The sequence below is a fragment of the Bacillus cereus group sp. MG1 genome (assembly GCF_040460035.1).
GTDB classification, from domain to species: domain Bacteria; phylum Bacillota; class Bacilli; order Bacillales; family Bacillaceae_G; genus Bacillus_A; species Bacillus_A cereus.
Genome location: NZ_JARVGY010000001.1, coordinates 1,830,129 through 1,848,488 on the forward strand (window position 1 = coordinate 1,830,129; position 18,360 = coordinate 1,848,488).

Genomic DNA, 18,360 nt, shown 5'->3' on the forward strand with positions numbered 1-18,360 from the left:
GGTTATTATGGAACAATTTTACTACGTTTTAAAATATTTAATTCTCGGTCTGTTCCAAGGATTAACAGAACCAATTCCGATTTCTTCAAGTGGTCATCTCGTTTTAGCACAACATTTGCTAGGACTAAAAATAGAAGGGTTTAGCTTCGAACTACTTGTTAATTCAGCTTCATTATTAGCTGTATTACTTATTTATAGAAATGATTTAATTCGTCTAACGAAGAATGGTCTCTCTTATATATTTACAAGAGCAGAAGACGCAAAATCAGATTTCTTCTTTATTATTTATCTTGTTATTGCAACCATTCCAGCAGGTGTTATTGGTGTTTTATTTAAAGATTACATCGATCAGTACTTAAAAGGTGTGAAGATGGTTGGGATTTCCCTTCTTATTACTGCTGTCGGCCTTTGGATTATTAGAAATTTACGCGGTCGTAAAAATGATGGCGACCTTTCTATGAAAGATGCAATCATCGTCGGATTAGCACAAGCTTGCGCACTGATTCCCGGAATAAGCCGATCTGGTGCCACAATCGTAGCAGCAATGTTACTTGGTATGAAGCAAGAAACAGCTCTTCGCTTCTCATTCTTACTATACATTCCTGTTAGCTTAGGTGGCTTATTGTTAAGCATTACAGACATTGCAAATGATCCAAATCTAGACACATTATTCGTACCATATGTCGTTGCATTCATCGCAACATTTATCATGACGTATATTTCACTAAAATGGTTTATGAACATTATGGCAAAAGGAAATTTAAAATATTTCTCTTTCTATTGTATTATCGTAGGTGTACTTACTCTTATTTTCTTATAAAGTAAAACTTACAAATTAAAAGCGAGTCATCTAGTGTAATAGAATGACTCGCTTTTTTATACCTTTATTAAGTTAAAACCTATTATTTACTTATAATTTTCAGAATAGTATAATATTTATCAAGTTCACTATTACAGTAATTCTATCTTTCCTACTATTATCGTAAAAGAGGTGTTTATATGTTTATAGTTACTAAACTCATTCACATTAAGTACGAATATGAAAATGAGCTACTTTATGGGCTTAAACAATATTATCCTTCCCCCGGAACGAACGGTTGTATTAACATAGAGTTTTCACCTGTTCATCGTACAAATGATAAGGCAGAGTATATGATTCGTATGTTATGGAAAACACAACAAGATTACCATACATGGCTTTCTCAAAAAGAAGGCAATGAAACTTTGAAGCACAAAATACAAGGCTATATCCTTTCTTCCAAATCAAATGCTACCTATGTGCATTAATCCTTCTCTTTTTATTCCTTACGAGGGCCAAAATGATAAAGTTAAATTAATCAGCCCTCATCAATTGGGCTGTTCACAAATAACGAGATAAGGACCCTCTTACTTTTCATACTGTAAGAGGGCTTCTCTTATGCATACACTTTCTTCTCTTGACAATACAAACGAATAACATGTTTATTTTGTTGAAATACATCATGCGTCAGCCGAATAATAATAAAGTTTCGTTTTGTTTGATCATCATGAACAAAAATCTGTTCTCCCTCCTGAAAACGCCATGCACTTTCAAAAGTCGTAATATGATCCCCACTTACAGAAAAAAGTTCATATCGCATCTCTTGTACCCTCTCTCAACTTATATAATCACAATATCCTTATATTAAATTTATTATAACTTAATCCCTATCAAATTAGTAATTTTTTCTATTTCGAAAGGTTTTAACTTTGTATTTAAATATTTTTAGCGCTATAATGATAAACGAATTTTTATTGAAAGGAGTTTTACTTTGACTGCATATTTATTTCCAGTGAAAACAGCATTTATTTTATTTCCTTTTTTAGCAATGTTTCTTTTAATCCCTTTTTTAATATTTAATTATCGAAAATACGGTTATTTAAATAAATGGCGCTCATTTATTTTATACTCATTATTACTTTACTTATTAAATGCCTATTTTCTTGTTATTTTGCCGTTGCCACAAACGTTTGATACTTGTAGCCTACAACCGGCTAATACACAACACATGCAACTCGCACCATTTTATTTCATACAAGAGATTAGTAGTCATACATCGGCAGTTTTAACGAAACCAGCTACTTATTTCTACTTATTAAAAGAGTCTGCGTTTTTACAAGTTGCCTTTAACGTTCTATTAACTGTTCCATTCGGTATTTACTTACGTTATTATTTCCGACGTAGTTTCTTACAAACAATTTGCATTTCCTTTTTCCTTTCACTATTTTTCGAGCTAACACAAGTGACTGGATTATACGGTATATACAATTGTGCATACCGATTATTTGATATCGATGATTTGTTTTTAAATACATTAGGTGGCGTAATTGGTTTTATCATTGCACCAATATTTACGTACTTCCTTCCGAAGACAAACGAGTTAGATAGTCATATTGATTTGGAAACGAAACCAGTCGGATTCATTCGTCGCCTTATCGCGATGCAAATTGATTGGATTTTCTTATCTATCGTCGTACCTGTCGTTAAAAACAAAGGAAATTCTTTCTTCGTTTCTAATATGCAATCTTACACCAATATGTATGAACTCATTTTCATTACGTGTTCAATCCTTATTTACTTTATTATTATTCCATACTTTACTAACGGAAAAACAATTGGGAAAGCATTGCTTCGCATTCACGTGAAAGGAAAATCAAATCGTATTACATTAAAAGAACTATTTATTCGTTACGGTATATTTTATTTTGCATTAGGTGGAATCAATTATATTCTTTCTAGTAGCTCTATTTTAAATCACACAGAGCCTTTAGTATTACTCGTTACATTATTATTCCTATTCATCATTAACGGCCTATTTATTATTCATGTTTTACTGCATGTATTTAGCCGTGATAAACTACTATTTTATGAACATATTAGTCATACAAGAAATGCAATTACACTAAAAAAAGGTGACAAATAATTATTTGTCACCTTTTTCATATACATAATGTGAAACTTTAATTAGCCCTCACCAACCGGGCGGTTATCTCCCACCGAATTTTGCGACGAGAGTGTTACTGCCCGACAAATAGCGGGATAAATAACTTTTCTGCATAAGGATTAAAAACCATTCCAAGTTCATCTAGAGATTTCCTCACCTGTAAAAACGAATGAAATTCTGGATATATATATTGTAATTGCTCATATGATAATGTATGCATTTTCCCCCAATGTGGACGCCCTTCATACTTTAGAAAAATCTTTTCCACTTCGCCAAAGTAAGCAGCATATTTCATACCTTTATACATATGAACAGCGATATATGCTGAATCTCTTCCATAGGCCGGACTAAGCCATATATCATCCCCTTTCACATAACGGCATTCGATTGGGAAGTGCACCTTATACTTTTTCTTTTCAATAAGATTTGAGATTTCTTCTACAACCGTCCTCATATACTTTGAAGGAATGCTATACTCCATTTCATAAAATGGCACCGTACGTGATGTAGCAAATACTTCATAGCTCGGGCCAATTATTTTTGTGTTTGGTACAGCTTTAGCTGATAACCGACTCACGCCTTTACTTATAGAAGGAAACCATTTACATCCTTTAGATAGTAAAGAGAACATCCTATTTTCAAGTAACTCCACCTTTAGTTTATGCCATTTCAAATCACTGCCTTTATTCGTTGTTTCGTTCGTAAGTTTCACTTGTACTTCATCAGAATAAGGAAAAACGAAAAATTCAAAATGACGATGCTTCTTATATTCTTCTAGTTTGTTCATTACAGTGGATAATGACTGTTTTTCACTTTCATAAACGAGTGAATACGCTGGAATAACCTTCAATTTTATCTTTACAATGATACCTAACATTCCAAGTGACAACTGAAACGCTCTCCAATATTCTACGTTCTCAGCTTCCGAACAAACTATACTCTCACCATTAGATAGAACTGCCGTAATCTCTATAACTTGTGTTGATAAACTCCCAAAGGTAATACCTGTTCCATGAGTCCCCGTACTAATCGCTCCTGCAATAGATTGCGAATCAATATCCCCTAAATTTTCTTGCGCATAACCTTTTTCCTCAAGTAACTTCCCTAAATCATATAACTTTGTTCCTGCCCATACTTCAGCAACCATCTTCTCTGCATCAATATTCACAATACCCTTCAATTCATCTAAAGAAACTAAAACTTCTTCCGTTTGCACAAGGGGGGTAAACGAGTGTCCTGAACCGACAACACGAATTTTCTTTCCCTTTTTTCGCGCAAGCCCCACAACTTCTACTACATCTTGTATACTTTCTGGATACATCGTATAATGCGGCGTTCCTTCTACATTCCCTGTCCAATTTCTCCACTTTTGTCCCTTTATAGAAAGCATTGGCCATCCCCCCGATATGTTGAATACTCCCCGACAATCTCTCCTTTTTTAACACGATACAAAAAAGGAAAGCGTTCACATAATTCACCAGCCTTACTATGACGAAACAAAATGGTCTCTCCTATATCCACTCGTTCCTCGCCGTTATAAAAAATTGGCGTTTGTACCTCGCCAGCACCTTCTAAAGCTAATAATTTTGCACCCTTCGGTCTCCAAACTTCAGGCTCTTTATCTTTTCCAACTGCTCCTGAAGCAATATATCCACCACCTAGGCAAGTGTAAATAAACGGGACTGGTTTACGTACAACTGGTAAGGCAAATCCGACCGCTGGATGAAATTTCACCTCTTTATAATAATCAAACAGCTTCGGAGAATAAAAAGCAGAACCTATTGTAATCTCTGAAACTGAATTATCTTTCTCGGTTGTTTTTATGCTTCCTGTTCCGCCTCCATTTACAAACCTTAGCTCAATACCAATGTTTTGTATTGCTTTTACAATATGTTCTCTTCTTTCTTTAACTTCTAGCACTGATTTCTGCTTTAAATACGAAATCACTTTACTTTTCAACCATTGATTCGGTATATAATCGCCCACCCCGGCAATTTGAGCTTCATATCCCATTACACCATCTAACATTAAATATGATGACCTTCTCACCTTTTCTACTACTTTCAACGCATCCTGCACATTTTTTACTGGGGACCTTTGTACACCAAAATGAAATTGAAAGAAGCGACTACTCATATCAATATCCAAACAAACACGAAAACATCCTTTAGATTGCTCAGCAATGTTTTCTAAATACACAATATGCTCTTCACAATCCACCATACAAGTTATAATGAAACCTTTCTTTGTTAACAAACTAATTTCATACAGAGCTCTTTCATCGTAAGCAGGATATCCAAGCAATAAATCATTAAATCCTTGTTCTATTAAAAATAAAATCTCTCTAGGTGAAAAGCACATAATACCTTGAAATCGATCATTTGCAGCTAGTATCTTTTGCATAATCGGAACAGAGCGTAACGATTTACTCGCTATACGAATCTTTTTATTTCCACTTAACTCTATAATCGATTGAATATTTCTATCTAAAGCCACTTCATCCAAAAATGCACACGGTAATGGAACTTCTTTAAAAATTCCTCGATCCACATTTTTCTCTCCTCTTCTCAATATGTCTTATACATATTGGAAAGAAAGTGTGATTTTCCTGTTTGCAAATAAAAAAAGTTTCTTCTTTACGAAGAAACTTTTTGAAACTACTTCATAGAAATAGTCGCCTCTACTGGATAATGATCAGAGTAATCATTATACGTATATTTTTGGAACCATGATGTAACAGTCCATTGTGGAGATTGCGGCTGTAACACCTTATTCTCTATATACGATGGGTTCGCATGGTCTTTACTTGCAATAATATAATCTAAATACTCAGCAGGACTATCAGGGAAATTATATTTTGCAATACTGTTTGTCGTTGCGTCCCAAGTCGCTGTATGTCCAGTATAAGATGGTACAGAAGCGTTCAATGTTTTAAACATAGATGCATACTCTGAGTCATTCTTGTTCTCTGCATTTATTTTATTTACGTTCATATCACCACCAATTAACACATACTCATTATTTGGTATATTTTTATTTTTAATAAAGTCTTGAATTTCTTTTAATTGGTCTGTACGTACAGATGCAGGTGAAGTTTTTCCGCACATACTATCTTCCGCTTGCAAATGCGTACCAATTACATGAACAAAGCGATCATTTTTCTTAATTTTCGTGTATACAAATCCTTTATTCGATAAATTATCTGGCCCGCATCCTTTTGCAAATACATATTGAATCTTTTCAGCGATTGGCCATTTGCTCACAATCGCAACGCCACCATCTTCAGGAGTTGAAGATGAATAGTTTCCTAACGTTTTATCCCATTCACTTCCACTACTACGACCTAATACTGCTGTTTGATTTGGATATTCTTTCTTCAAATTCCCTAATAAACGATCTGATGCGCTATTATCAAACACTTCATTTAATATAACTACGTCTTGATTCTTTATATAATCTGCCGCCCCGATTAAATCAGCACGCTCAGTTTGTCCCCAGTTCGGATATAAGTTTGTTGATAGCATATATACATTATGCGTCATCACTTTTAATGTATCGTTTTGATTTGTAGACGCTTCTGCTTGAGCTGACGTTCCACTATATAAAGCTCCTAGACCAACACCTAAGCTAAGTACACCTTTTAGCAATTTACCTTTCACGTTTCATACCTCCATGTATTGTATAGTGATAAAAAGGCCAAATACTCTATTCTGAGATTTGACCTTTTTTAAATACTTAACGATTTCCGTACGTATCAAACCAAAGCTGAATATATCCAGCAGTAACACGTTGTGCATCCATTAAACGCTTACCTGTCATTGGTGTAACTTCAGCGCGCCATTTATCTGCATATTCTTGTGATACAGCAGCTCTCACGAACCAATCTTTCGTATTATCATTTACAATGCCAGCGTAATCTTGTTTCGCAACTACTGCCGCTCCATGAATCCAATCTTCTGGATTCGTACCTTTCCAGTTCCAATATCCATTTCCATCCGTTACTTTATAGTTATCTTTTATCGTATCTACAAAGTTTTCATATTTAGAATGGAACCCTTGTGGATACGAAAGGTTTGTAAAGTTTGCTGCATGCATCGGTTGGTTTACATCCCCTAGATAATGAAGAGATAATCCTAAATAGAAGAATGCTTGTTTCATATCTTTATTTTTGTAAGACTCACCAGCTAATTTAAAATACTTAGCTCCAGTTTCCTTTGCCTGCTTTGCATACGGAATATAAGTTTTCCCATTGTCAGGGTCATAGAAATGTGAAGCAAATGTGCTATTATCATAATAAGGATTTTCATAGTCAGCAGCATAAATACCGTTCTCTAACTCCGTACGCCATTCATTTAATAGTGCAACTCGATCTTGTTTTACAAGTGTTGTATTACGAGACATAATATCAATTGCACGGTTTACAATCCATAAATGAGAATTCACGCCTTCTTTATGTTTATCTTCAGCAGACCAGCGCGGAATAACTCCAAATCTCTGTCCCCCATCATTTTCATGAGCAAATGCAACACTTTGTAATGGAGCAACTAATGTAATAGCTGCCGCTAAAGCAAGTACTTTCTTTTTCATATAAAATCCTCCATTTTATAATTGAATTATTGTAAACATTTTGTTAGGATCCTATGATGTCGTCCGGTTAACCTATGACTAGAATATCCCACCTTTCACGAAATTTCTATCAATAAATTAAAATATGTAAATGTTCATATCATTATAACTTTATACACAGTGAATATAATGAATGAATACACTTTCATTTTAATAAACTATTATTAAGGCTTGTCTAAACTAATGTAAAAAAAGAGTAAAGCATCTGAACGCTTGGTATTATCCCCTATAGGTAGACAGTAAAAAAAGAGTCCATCTGATATGATGGACTCAATACTGTTTTATCTGGAGGGGATTTTTTTATGGCAAGAAAAGGACAATCATTTCAAAAATATACAGAAGAACTAAAGCGAGAAGCAGTTCGTCTTCGATTAGAAGAGAGAAAATCATTGCGAGAAATTCGTGAACAACTCGGTGTGAAGAGCGATGCCCAGATTATTGAGTGGGTAAAACGTGCGCAACAAGGGGAGTCCTTTGATGATCAACGTGGTGTCTGGAATCGAAAGAATTTTAATAGTCTAGAAGAAGAAAATGCTTATTTGAAGGCACAGGTTGAGTATTTAAAAAAGCGCAATCCAAATCTACACGGGAAGGAATGGTCCTAAAGAAAGAACGATTTTCTCTTATCGATTCATTACGCCAAGCCTATCCACTCCGATGGTTGCTTCAAATCGCGGAAGTTTCTAAGGCTGGCTACTATAAATGGCGGAAATATCATAACGTGCAGCGTTTACGTCAGAAAAGGGATATGTGGCATAAAGAACATATTTTATCTATTCATCGTCAGCACCCTTACTATGGGTATAAACGTATGACTCGTGCTTTGGCTCGAGAAGGAATGGTAATGAATCATAAACGTGTTCGTCGTCTTATGAGAGAGCTGGGTATTCAATCTATCATTCGAAAAAAACGTCCGTTTTATGGAAGAAAAACATCTGTGGTATTTAAAAATCATTTGAATCGAGAGTTTCAAGCTGAAAAGCAAAATCAAAAATTCGTAACAGATATTACTTATGTACGAATCGGAGAACAATTTGCCTATTTGTCGGCTGTGTTAGATTTATACAACAATGAAATTGTTGCCTGGAAGCTATCTTCAAGAAATGATTTAGATTTGGTTTTAACTACATTACGTCAATTAGAAGGGAAGTCATTAACTACTAAGCCCCTTTTCCATTCAGATCAAGGGTTTCAATATACATCTAAATCCTACGCAAAACAGTTAGAGAAATTAGGATTTGTCGGTAGTCATTCTAGACGTGGAAACTGTTTTGATAATGCGTGTATCGAATCATTCTTCTCACATTTAAAAACAGAGAAGTTGTATTTAGTGTGCCCAAAAACATATGAAATGGCCTACCGAGCAATTCAAGAATATATTCAATTTTATAATACAGAAAGATTCCAAGAAAAACTTCACGGCCTTTCCCCGATAGAATATCGGGAAAAGGCCGTGGCATAATACTCTTTTTATTTCTGTCTACTTGACAGGGAGATGACCAGCTTTACTCTTTTTTTCTATTCGATAATATACTTGGCAATTGTACATTAACTGCTAACTTATGAATAAATCCAAACACTAATCCAATCCCAATAAATATGTATAAGATTGTAAATATCTTTCCGAAATCAGTTTGCGGACTAAAATTCCCATCACCGACAGTCGTCAACGTGACCACACTAAAATATAAAGCGTCAATAGGACGTAATTCTTCAACTGTACTATAAAAAATCGTACCCGATATTAAAGTCAAAATTGTTAATACGAATAATACTTGAAATTCTTTATCTTTCCACGCTCGTAAACAGGCTCTTAACATTCGCTTTAAAGTTAACAAAAATGAAAGCATTAGATTCTCCCTTCCAAACAAAAATACATTTAGTCAAAGGAAAGTCTATCACCTTTCAGTATAGAAAAAAAGTAGCCCTCTTCTATTTCTAGAAAAGGGCTACTCTATTCGATTCTATCTTATTTAGGTGAAACAAGAATTTTCACTTGTGTTTTATCTTTTACAAGTGCTTCAAATCCTTCTTCAACAACTTGATCGACTGTAATTTTTTTCGTAATTAATTTCTCTGCTTGAATTTGACCAGAGCTAATTAATTTAATAACAGCTGGGAAGATGTGACGGTATCCTAAAATACCAATAACTTCTTTTTCTTTTAATACTAAGTTATTTGGAGTAATTGTTGCGTCTTTTTCCCATACACTAACAATTACAGTTTGTCCTTCGAAGCTTGTACTTTCAATCGCTTGTCGTAGTACAACTTCAACACCTGTTACTTCAAAGCTAACATTTACACCTAAACCATTTGTTAAGTTACGAATTTCAGCTAACACATCTTGAGTTGCTGGATTTAATACATAATCCGCACCTGCTAATTTCGCTAACTCTTGACGTTCTTTAGAAAGTTCAACTGCAATAACAGGAGTCGCTCCTGCTGCTTTAGCTGCTTGGATAACAAGAAGTCCAATTGGACCGCAACCAAATACTGCTACAGCTTCCCCTTCTTTTAATTTACTTTGACGTACTGCATGAACTGCTACTGCTGCTGGTTCTACAAGCGCACCTTGTTCATACGTCATTTCATCTGGAATGTGATGAACCATATCTTCTGGTACTACTGTATATTCAGAGAAACCGCCGCCTTCTCCGCCAAGACCGTGGAAAACAAGTTGTTCACAAACATTGTAATGTCCATGTTTACAAGCTTCACATTTACCACAAGAATAAATTGGTTCTACAACAACGCGGTCTCCCACTTTATGAGATGTAACTCCTTCACCAATCTCTATTACCTCACCACTAAACTCATGACCTAAAATAACAGGTGCTTTCACATGTGTTAATGGATGTTCTTCTGTTGGAATAAAAATAGGCCCTGCTAAATATTCATGCAAGTCTGTCCCACAAATACCACACCATTTAACTTTGATTTTCACTGTTCCTGGTTTTACTGTTGGTTCTGGTACTTCTTCTACTCGTACATCACGTTGATTATGCCAAAGTAGTGCTTTCATTTTATACATCCCTCTCTATGTATATACTTAACCTGGTGAAGTTTACAATTCTATTATAATACTTCTATCCATATATTTCAAAAAAACAATCGCATCTCTACTAATTTTTTACAAATAACGTTCAATATTTTGTCACTTTGTACTTTTTTCCACATCTGTTAATTCAATTTCATTGCAGGTGAAATTAGCATTATGCCATAATAGCATAGGAGAGGTGAATATCGCTTGAAATATTTTATTTACTTTATCGTTATCGTGGCATTTTTAGATACATTTTCACAATTACCTATTATGAGTACTTTCGCTCAAAGCCTTGGAGGAACCCCTCTTATTATCGGGCTAGTTGTCGGTATGTACTCATTCGCTAATATGATCGGTAATATTATTGCTGGAGCAGCTGTCGATAAATTTGGTGCAAAAAAAATCCTTTATATAAGCATGGGAATTACGAGTTTCATAGTCTTGTTATACACCGTTGTTCAAAGTGGTGAACAACTATTAGTTGTTCGCTTTATGCATGGATTTAGTGATGGCTTTTTAATTCCTGCTGCCTTTACATTTTTATCAAAACAAACAACTGCAAAAAAACAAGGAAAAGCAATGGCTCTATCTGGTGCTGCTGTTGGAACAGCCGCAATCGTAGGACCGGCTTTCAGCGGTATTATGAAAGCAACAGCTGGCGTAGAATGGGTCTTCATTACTATTTCTATTTTAATGGCTCTTGGTACGATCGTATCTCTATTCTTCTTACCAAATAACGTATCAAGAAAAGATACATCAAGAACGCAAATGATGAACAAAGAAGATATGGTTGAACTTTTAAAATCAGAACCGTTATTACAAGCATATATTGGTGCTTTCACATTAATGTTTTCACAAGGAATTGTCACTTATATGTTACCAGTAAAAGTTGAGGCATTAGCGCTTAAAGCATCCACAACAGGCATGATGTTAAGTGTATTTGGTATAACTGCTATCCTCTTCTTCTTGCTTCCAACAAATCGTATTTACGATCGATTTAATCGTTCGAAACTAATGCTAATCGGAATTGCAGTTATGGCATTCGCATTATCTTTACTCGGATTATTTGCTACAAAAGGTATGCTCTTTATCGTAATGATGATTTATGGAATTGGATTCGCAATCCTCTTCCCGTCTATTAACGCTTTACTCGTTGAAAATACTACAGACGATAATCGCGGAAAGGCATTCGGATTATTTTATGCCTTCTTCTCATTAGGAGTTGTTGCTGGCTCCTTTACAGTCGGCGCAATCGGAGCATCACCTAGCATCAGCTTCATTATCGGGACAGCATTTTTATTAACATTTGCTGGGATGATTTATGTAAGAAGCAAAGTAAAAAAGACAATGATGGGATAATCCATCGTTGTCTTTTTTTAAATGCATATTGATATAATCCGTAATATAATGGAAGCGTTGGAATAATTCCAATTACTTTAAATATAAAAGGTAACGGCTCATCTCGCTCTTCATATAAACGAAAAACAAAAACTGCAGTTAAAGTCCAAATGACGCTAAACAAGAAGATACATTTCCAAACAATTGAGGTTAATATTTGTATATCAAATACAAAACCAAAGAGCCCTATCCACGTAATAATAGAAACTACAAAGTCAAACTTTTGAATTGGTGTTTGAAACATGCCCCTTACTAACGAAATAATAGCTAACATTGCTACAATAACTAAATATATTTTCCAAAGCATTATGATAATCTCCTATTCAATTCAACTTTTAACTTTCAATAAGCCGTATTTAATAAACAATATAGCATTATATTTTTCATAGAAATAATACAATGGATAACAAAATAAGAAGAAAATAAGTACAGTTGGTACATCATCTATAATAGAAAAATATTTTACTAGTAATTCCTTAATACTCTCTCCAATTATAATAAACAGTGGAATGATACAAATTGCTGCTAATATTAAGCACGGTGTGATTCTCATTTCTTTTAACCTCACCTTGCAGTGTGGACATCTGAATGAAAAAGGATGCGGGAGATCAATAATATGTTGCGCAGTAATCTCTCCTTCACACTGTGGACATTCAATTATTTCTTTCATTTAACTCAACTCCTTTCTATCTACAAAAAGAACACTATCCAATAGCGCTCTTTTACTGCCGAATATATTACTTTTGTGTATAACCAAATAACAATGTAAATAAATTGAGCCGTAAAGGCAATAATACATCTCTTCTTTTAAACAGAAAGTTTATAAATACTGACGATACTTCGACAATTTCCTCGGAAATATTTCCTTTCCCCACATAATTTGATACACTACACATGAATAAAAACTTGTATTACATAAACTAAAATAATAACTTACTGTACAAATTAAAAAGCACACTCTTCATATGAAGAATGTGCTTTTATGTTATTAACGTTTAATCCAAACAGCACCTGCCGATTTATCTTCTGCCTGTCCAACAACTTGGAATTTAAGTCCAAGGTTTGGAACTTTTCTTCCTGCGTCTGCAATTTGCTTGTTACTATATACTTTTGAATCATCAAAAGTTGTAACACCTTGTAATCCAGAATAGTTAAACTGACCACGTGTTAATGAATTTACACTCCATGCTGGTGTTTTATCAAATGAAAATGCAGCATCTGCAATTTGCATGCCCGTATTACCGTATGCTGGTTTCCCGTTTAAATTACCAACTAGCGCTTCTGGATGAGAGTCAACAACACCAAGGAATCCTTCACCTGGATGCATCCCAACCCAGTTATCTTTAAAACTATCATCTGCATACCAAACGACAAGACCTGTATTATACACTGGACCTTTTCCTGCTTTTAATCCATTATCTGATCCCGCATAGTTTCTCCATTCTAAGTAGTAGTAATGAGCTTTCTTCTCTGTCCCATCAGAAACAACAAAACCATTTAAATTCATTTTAGACTGTCCTTCTGCATCATCAGAAAATACAACTTGTCCATCAACAGTTACATTTACATTATCCATCGCAAAACCTTTATATGTTACAGCCGGATCTGTAATATAGTCGAATTGTAGTTTCACTTTTTTGCCTTTAAATTGACTTAAATCATATGATTTATCAATCCATTTCCCATCTGTTGTATCTTTATCTCCTTGGACTACTTTTTCTCCAAGTCTATCAATTAACGTCTTCGTTCCATCTTCTGTTACTGCATGTACTTCGACGAAATCGCACTCTGCTTCTAACTCATAATTTGCTTTATAATCGAATTTTGCATTTGTTCCCTTTGTTAAATCAAAGAATGGTGTCTCTAACGTTGTATGCATATCATCGCCTCTTGTACTATAATATGCATGCTTTCCAAACTCCGGTTTAATCGTTTCAACACTTTTACCTGGTAAGTTAACACGTACAACGCCTGGACGATTTGATTTCGTAACACTTTGATCAATATAGGTAGGAACTCCCACACCACTCTTAATTTTATCGTAATCTACTTCTAATATTTTTGCCCAGTTGCCACCCATATTCTTTTGTAAGAAGTCTTTATTTTGTGGTGAAAAACTAGTCGGCTCTGTTCCTGCGATTTTCCCTGTCCAACTACCTCCACTCATTAATGACCAAGCTTCGACTGGTGAACCATTTCCAGTATATTTCGTGTCATATTCATCTGGTAATCCAAGATCATGTCCAAATTCATGTGCAAACACACCTACAGCTCCATCTTCTGGTTCAATTGTGTAATCATGTGCTGCTACTTTACCACCAAAGTAATCTACCTTTGATTTCGTACCTTCAATCGCTACTGGATCTACTGCTAATTTTGAACGATGTGACCAGATCGCATCATCACCTAATTTACCGCCACCAGCTTCTTGACCAACACCAGCATGGATTACCATTAAATGATCAATTACACCGTCAGGTTCATTTTGATTCCCGTCCCCGTTTGTATCATATCTATCAAATTGATCAAACTGAGATAAATCTAGTCCTTTCTCAGCAGCTGCATGCAAAGCTTCTTTCACTAAATCACGTGCACCTTTCGGACCTTTATTATCGTGCCCACTGCTACCATCAGCTCCATAATCAGATGCTTTTCCTGGAACAGTTAGCCACTCCGTTACATATCCATCTGTCGTATAACTACCACCAGACTGCTCTTCATAGTATTGTTTAAACGTTTTTACTTTTGAACCATCAAATAAAGTATACGGCTCATTACCGAACAACATCTTTTGATAATGTTCTCTACTAAAGTCTTTCGAATACATATAACCTGGTGTTTGATCAATATTATTATGTTTATAATCACTAAATTCAACGAGTAGCACTAATACTTTATCTGATCGAACAGATCCCTTATATGGAGCTTGCTTTGCTTTTGAAGTTGGAACTTGCCCATTCAATTGATTTTTATTTGGTTCTGGCTTTTGCTCAAGGCTAACATTTTTTTCAGCCTTTTTTACATTTTCCTTTTCTTCCATCTTTTTCTCTTTTACTTTTTTTGTGAAATCAGACGTTTCTTGTGAGTGAGCATCTGGAAGAATTTCTTTATTCGCCTGATCTCCTTGTTTCTTTTCAATATATTGCTCAACAGCTTTTTTCGTCTCTTCTTTAGAAGATGATGGATTAATTGTTCCTCTTTCTTTAAGTGCTTCCGCTAAACGATCTTCTTGAATTAAATTGTAATCAATTGGTGTTGTAGATACATTATCTTTCTTTTTTGCTGCCGTTTCTGCATATGCTAACGGAGCACTCATTACAGATGTACATCCGATAATTGCCGCAATTGCTAATGATGACAACACTTTAAATGGTGCTTTTCTTCTCATTCCATTTCTCCCCTTTTATAAAACTTAAAATTCAGATAAATTAGTGCGTTTTTGTCGAAATCTCTGTTTACTACCCTCCCTATATAAAAAGACATAATTCTATAAACATTAAGCTTTTTGTTATAGAATCATGCCCTCCAGTTTTCTGGTCAGACCCTCTATCTTTTTATCCCTTGGTTCAATTAATAATCAGTGGGGGGATGAACAAAGCCCCCACTGATTAAAGTTTCACTTTATGTCGAAATATGAAAAATAAAGAGTTATGTGATATATATTAAATATCTTATATAACAAATTTAAAAGACAATATGCAAAATTGCATGAAAATTCTTTTAAATAAAAAAAGAATCCTAGTCAATTAAACTAGGATTCTTGCTTTTCTATTATTTCTCTTGTGTTTTTTCCCAATCAGCTAAGAATTTCTCAATTCCTTGATCTGTTAATGGGTGCTTCACTAATGAAGCAATTACGTTTGCTGGGATTGTTGCAATATGTGCACCGTTTAATGCTGCGTCAGTTACGTGAACACTGTGACGTACAGATGCTGCAATGATTTCTGTTTCGATGCCATGAATTGCAAAGATTTCTGCGATTTGACGAATTAAGTCCATACCGTTATGACCGATATCGTCTAAGCGACCTAAGAATGGTGAAACGTATGTTGCACCAGCACGAGCTGCAAGTAATGCTTGAACTGCTGAGAACACTAATGTAACGTTTGTACGAATTCCTAAATCAGAGAACGCTTTTACTGCTTTTAAACCTTCTGTTGTCATTGGAACTTTTACTACAACGTTTGGAGCAATCTTCGCTAGTTCTTTTCCTTCTTCAATCATCTTATCAGCTTCTAAGCTAATTACTTCTGCACTTACAGGTCCTTCTACAACGTTGCAAATTTCACGAATGCGTTCGTGGAAGTCTACGCCTTCTTTTGCTACAAGTGATGGATTTGTCGTTACTCCAGCTAATACACCTAATTCATTTGCCTCTTTAATTTCGTTAACGTTTGCTGTATCAATAAAGAATTTCATTTGTTGTTCTTCCTTCCTAATTTTCATTTTATATTTATTTATTTTTCTTAATAAGCTCTAATTCAATCGGAATAGATTTGTCCACTTTTTTACCTTGTGTTATCTCTTTTGCTGTTTGCATCGCCTTCTCCCCGATTAATTCCGGTTTTTGAGCAACTGTTGCAGCCATACGCCCATCGTTAACCGCTTTCACTGCATCGTCTGTTGCATCAAATCCAACAACGACTACATCTGTTTTTCCAGCAGACTTCAATGCTTCAAGTGCACCTAATGCCATCTCATCGTTATGCGCAAACACGGCTTTAATATCACCATTTGCTTGCAAAATGTTTTCCATAACAGATAATCCTTTCGCTCTATCAAAATCAGCTGCTTGTTTTGCAACTACTTTTAAAGACTTATCGGCTACGTTATGGAATCCTTTCCCACGTTCACGAGCAGCGGAAGATCCAGGGATTCCTTCTAACTCAGCAACGTTTGCTCCTTCGCCAACTAATTCACGAATGTAATCACTAGCCATTTGACCACCTTCGATATTGTTAGAAGCAATGTGAGAAACAACCTTACCTGAATTCGCAACGCGGTCTACTGTAATAACAGGAACATTTGCTGCATTTGCCGCACTTACTGCTGAAGCAACAGCATCTGAATCGGTCGGATTAATAACAACTACATCGACACCCTTTTGAATTAAATCTTCAACATCGTTCGTTTGCTTTGCTGCATCATTTTGTGCATCAACAGCAATTAATTCGATGCCACTATCTTTCGCTTTCTTTTCTGCACCCTTTTTCAAAGTTACAAAAAAGGGATTATTTAAAGTTGAAACAGAGAATCCAACTTTAATAGTTTTATTTCGACCTTTATCGCTAGAATCCTTTGCCCATTCTGGCGGTTCCATTGAACAACCAGCAGTAATGACCATAATACATGCAACGAGTATAAGTAACCATTTCTTCATGAACTGTCCCTCCATTACGCTTCTTTTCTGCGATCAATTAATACAGCTAGTAAGATTACAAGTCCTTTTACAACTTGTTGGAAGAAAGAAGATACACCTAATAAATTTAAACCGTTATTTAATACACCGATAATAAGTACACCGATGAATGTACCAACAATCCATCCTCTTCCCCCAGAAAGACTTGTTCCACCTAATACAACTGCTGCAATTGCATCTAATTCATAAGAAGTACCTGCAGTCGGCTGTGCAGAATCTAATCGTGATGTTAAGACAATACCTGCAAGCGCTGCCAAAATTCCGGAAAGACCGTAAATCATTACTTTAATTCTCGTAACATTAATACCTGATAGTGCTGCTGCTTCTTCATTTCCACCAATTGCAAATGTACGGCGACCAAATGTCGTTTTCTTCAAAATGAAGTACAGTACTGCGAAAGCGATCATCATTGTAACAGCTGGTACCGGAATACCAAGAAAATAACCGCGGCCAAACATTTGGAACATTAAATGATCACCAAGACCAGTGATCGGACGTCCGTCCATATAAACAAGCGTCAACCCACGAAAAATAGTCATTGTTGCCAAAGTTGCAATAAATGGAGCTACTTTTCCTTTCGCAATGATGATACCGTTTACAATTCCCATTACAAGACCTGCTAATAATCCAACTGCCATTGCAAGGAACGGATCCATGCCACTTGCCATCATTCCAGCAACAAGTGCACTTGATAATGCTAAAATAGAACCTACCGATAAGTCAATACCCCCTGTTAAAATTACGAAGGTCATTCCGAATGCAATAAGCGCATTAATCGATACTTGACGCAGTATATTAAATAAATTTGGAATTTCAATAAACGCTGGATTTAAAGCTGTAATTACGACGATAATTAATACTAAACCGATTAAAGAACCGAGTTGTTGTAATACATTCCCCTTCTTAGTCAT

17 protein-coding genes and 1 pseudogene are annotated in these 18,360 nt (G+C 35.3%); 5 read left to right on the forward strand and 13 right to left on the reverse strand.

What is annotated here, in order from left to right; all coding sequences use genetic code 11:
* The first annotated feature begins 7 nt into the window (after positions 1 to 7).
* On the forward strand, positions 8 to 820 hold the full coding sequence (locus QCI79_RS09580) for an undecaprenyl-diphosphate phosphatase (RefSeq protein WP_000434794.1): 813 nt from the start codon (positions 8 to 10) through the stop codon (positions 818 to 820).
* 179 nt (positions 821 to 999) lie between these two features.
* Positions 1,000 to 1,287, forward strand: coding sequence for a hypothetical protein (locus tag QCI79_RS09585; protein WP_000471239.1), 288 nt, complete (start codon positions 1,000 to 1,002; stop codon positions 1,285 to 1,287).
* Positions 1,288 to 1,415: 128 nt separating this feature from the next.
* Here the strand turns inward: QCI79_RS09585 and QCI79_RS09590 are convergent, their stop codons facing one another.
* On the reverse strand, positions 1,416 to 1,619 hold the full coding sequence (locus QCI79_RS09590; protein WP_001268332.1) for a hypothetical protein: 204 nt from the start codon (positions 1,617 to 1,619) through the stop codon (positions 1,416 to 1,418).
* A gap of 171 nt (positions 1,620 to 1,790) precedes the next feature.
* Between QCI79_RS09590 and QCI79_RS09595 the strand changes: the two genes are divergently transcribed.
* Positions 1,791 to 2,942 carry a VanZ family protein gene (locus QCI79_RS09595; protein ID WP_000128014.1) on the forward strand — a complete coding sequence of 384 codons (1,152 nt, stop codon included), beginning with the start codon at positions 1,791 to 1,793 and terminating at the stop codon, positions 2,940 to 2,942.
* Between the two features lie 94 nt (positions 2,943 to 3,036).
* Here the strand turns inward: QCI79_RS09595 and QCI79_RS09600 are convergent, their stop codons facing one another.
* From QCI79_RS09600 to cerA, 4 genes are all read right to left on the reverse strand, one after another.
* The gene (locus QCI79_RS09600; RefSeq protein WP_021727609.1) at positions 3,037 to 4,353 is read right to left on the reverse strand and encodes a D-arabinono-1,4-lactone oxidase; all 1,317 of its coding nucleotides are present in this window, start codon (positions 4,351 to 4,353) and stop codon (positions 3,037 to 3,039) included.
* On the reverse strand, positions 4,341 to 5,513 hold the full coding sequence (locus QCI79_RS09605) for an amino acid deaminase/aldolase (protein WP_000373747.1): 1,173 nt from the start codon (positions 5,511 to 5,513) through the stop codon (positions 4,341 to 4,343). Before QCI79_RS09605 ends, QCI79_RS09600 begins: the two co-directional genes overlap by 13 nt.
* 107 nt (positions 5,514 to 5,620) lie before the next feature.
* Positions 5,621 to 6,622 carry a sphingomyelinase C gene (gene sph / locus QCI79_RS09610; RefSeq protein ID WP_000676797.1) on the reverse strand — a complete coding sequence of 334 codons (1,002 nt, stop codon included), beginning with the start codon at positions 6,620 to 6,622 and terminating at the stop codon, positions 5,621 to 5,623.
* 76 nt (positions 6,623 to 6,698) lie between these two features.
* The gene (cerA, locus tag QCI79_RS09615) at positions 6,699 to 7,550 is read right to left on the reverse strand and encodes a phospholipase CerA (RefSeq protein ID WP_000730997.1); all 852 of its coding nucleotides are present in this window, start codon (positions 7,548 to 7,550) and stop codon (positions 6,699 to 6,701) included.
* Between the two features lie 341 nt (positions 7,551 to 7,891).
* Here cerA and QCI79_RS09620 point away from each other — a divergent pair.
* Positions 7,892 to 9,051, forward strand: a protein-coding gene (locus QCI79_RS09620; protein WP_087874946.1) for an IS3-like element ISBth8 family transposase whose coding sequence is annotated in 2 segments (ribosomal slippage) — positions 7,892 to 8,150 and positions 8,150 to 9,051 — 1,161 coding nt in all. Because the reading frame shifts where the segments join, the coding sequence is not laid out codon by codon here.
* Positions 9,052 to 9,094: 43 nt separating this feature from the next.
* Here the strand turns inward: QCI79_RS09620 and QCI79_RS09625 are convergent.
* Entirely contained in the window at positions 9,095 to 9,439 is a 345-nt protein-coding gene (locus QCI79_RS09625; protein WP_000948209.1) for a potassium channel family protein, read from the reverse strand.
* Positions 9,440 to 9,558: 119 nt separating this feature from the next.
* Positions 9,559 to 10,611 carry a (R,R)-butanediol dehydrogenase gene (bdhA, locus tag QCI79_RS09630; RefSeq protein WP_000645827.1) on the reverse strand — a complete coding sequence of 351 codons (1,053 nt, stop codon included), beginning with the start codon at positions 10,609 to 10,611 and terminating at the stop codon, positions 9,559 to 9,561.
* 225 nt (positions 10,612 to 10,836) lie between these two features.
* Between bdhA and QCI79_RS09635 the strand changes: the two genes are divergently transcribed.
* Positions 10,837 to 11,991: an MFS transporter gene (locus QCI79_RS09635; protein WP_000873276.1), complete on the forward strand. Its 1,155-nt coding sequence runs from the start codon at positions 10,837 to 10,839 to the stop codon at positions 11,989 to 11,991.
* 19 nt (positions 11,992 to 12,010) lie between these two features.
* Here the strand turns inward: QCI79_RS09635 and QCI79_RS09640 are convergent.
* From QCI79_RS09640 to QCI79_RS09665, 6 genes and pseudogenes are all read right to left on the reverse strand, one after another.
* Positions 12,011 to 12,337, reverse strand: a pseudogene (locus tag QCI79_RS09640) (hypothetical protein); the annotation flags it as partial.
* 21 nt (positions 12,338 to 12,358) lie between these two features.
* Positions 12,359 to 12,700: a hypothetical protein gene (locus tag QCI79_RS09645; RefSeq protein ID WP_000658667.1), complete on the reverse strand. Its 342-nt coding sequence runs from the start codon at positions 12,698 to 12,700 to the stop codon at positions 12,359 to 12,361.
* A 318-nt stretch (positions 12,701 to 13,018) separates the two neighbouring features.
* On the reverse strand, positions 13,019 to 15,418 hold the full coding sequence (gene inhA2, locus QCI79_RS09650) for a M6 family metalloprotease immune inhibitor InhA2 (protein WP_001252962.1): 2,400 nt from the start codon (positions 15,416 to 15,418) through the stop codon (positions 13,019 to 13,021).
* Between the two features lie 383 nt (positions 15,419 to 15,801).
* Positions 15,802 to 16,449, reverse strand: a complete 648-nt coding sequence (fsa, locus tag QCI79_RS09655; protein WP_000667698.1) for a fructose-6-phosphate aldolase — start codon at positions 16,447 to 16,449, stop codon at positions 15,802 to 15,804.
* A 34-nt stretch (positions 16,450 to 16,483) separates the two neighbouring features.
* The gene (gene rbsB / locus QCI79_RS09660) at positions 16,484 to 17,410 is read right to left on the reverse strand and encodes a ribose ABC transporter substrate-binding protein RbsB (protein ID WP_000758974.1); all 927 of its coding nucleotides are present in this window, start codon (positions 17,408 to 17,410) and stop codon (positions 16,484 to 16,486) included.
* Between the two features lie 14 nt (positions 17,411 to 17,424).
* A complete protein-coding gene (locus QCI79_RS09665; protein ID WP_000162129.1) occupies positions 17,425 to 18,360 on the reverse strand; it encodes an ABC transporter permease subunit in 936 nt (311 codons plus the stop codon).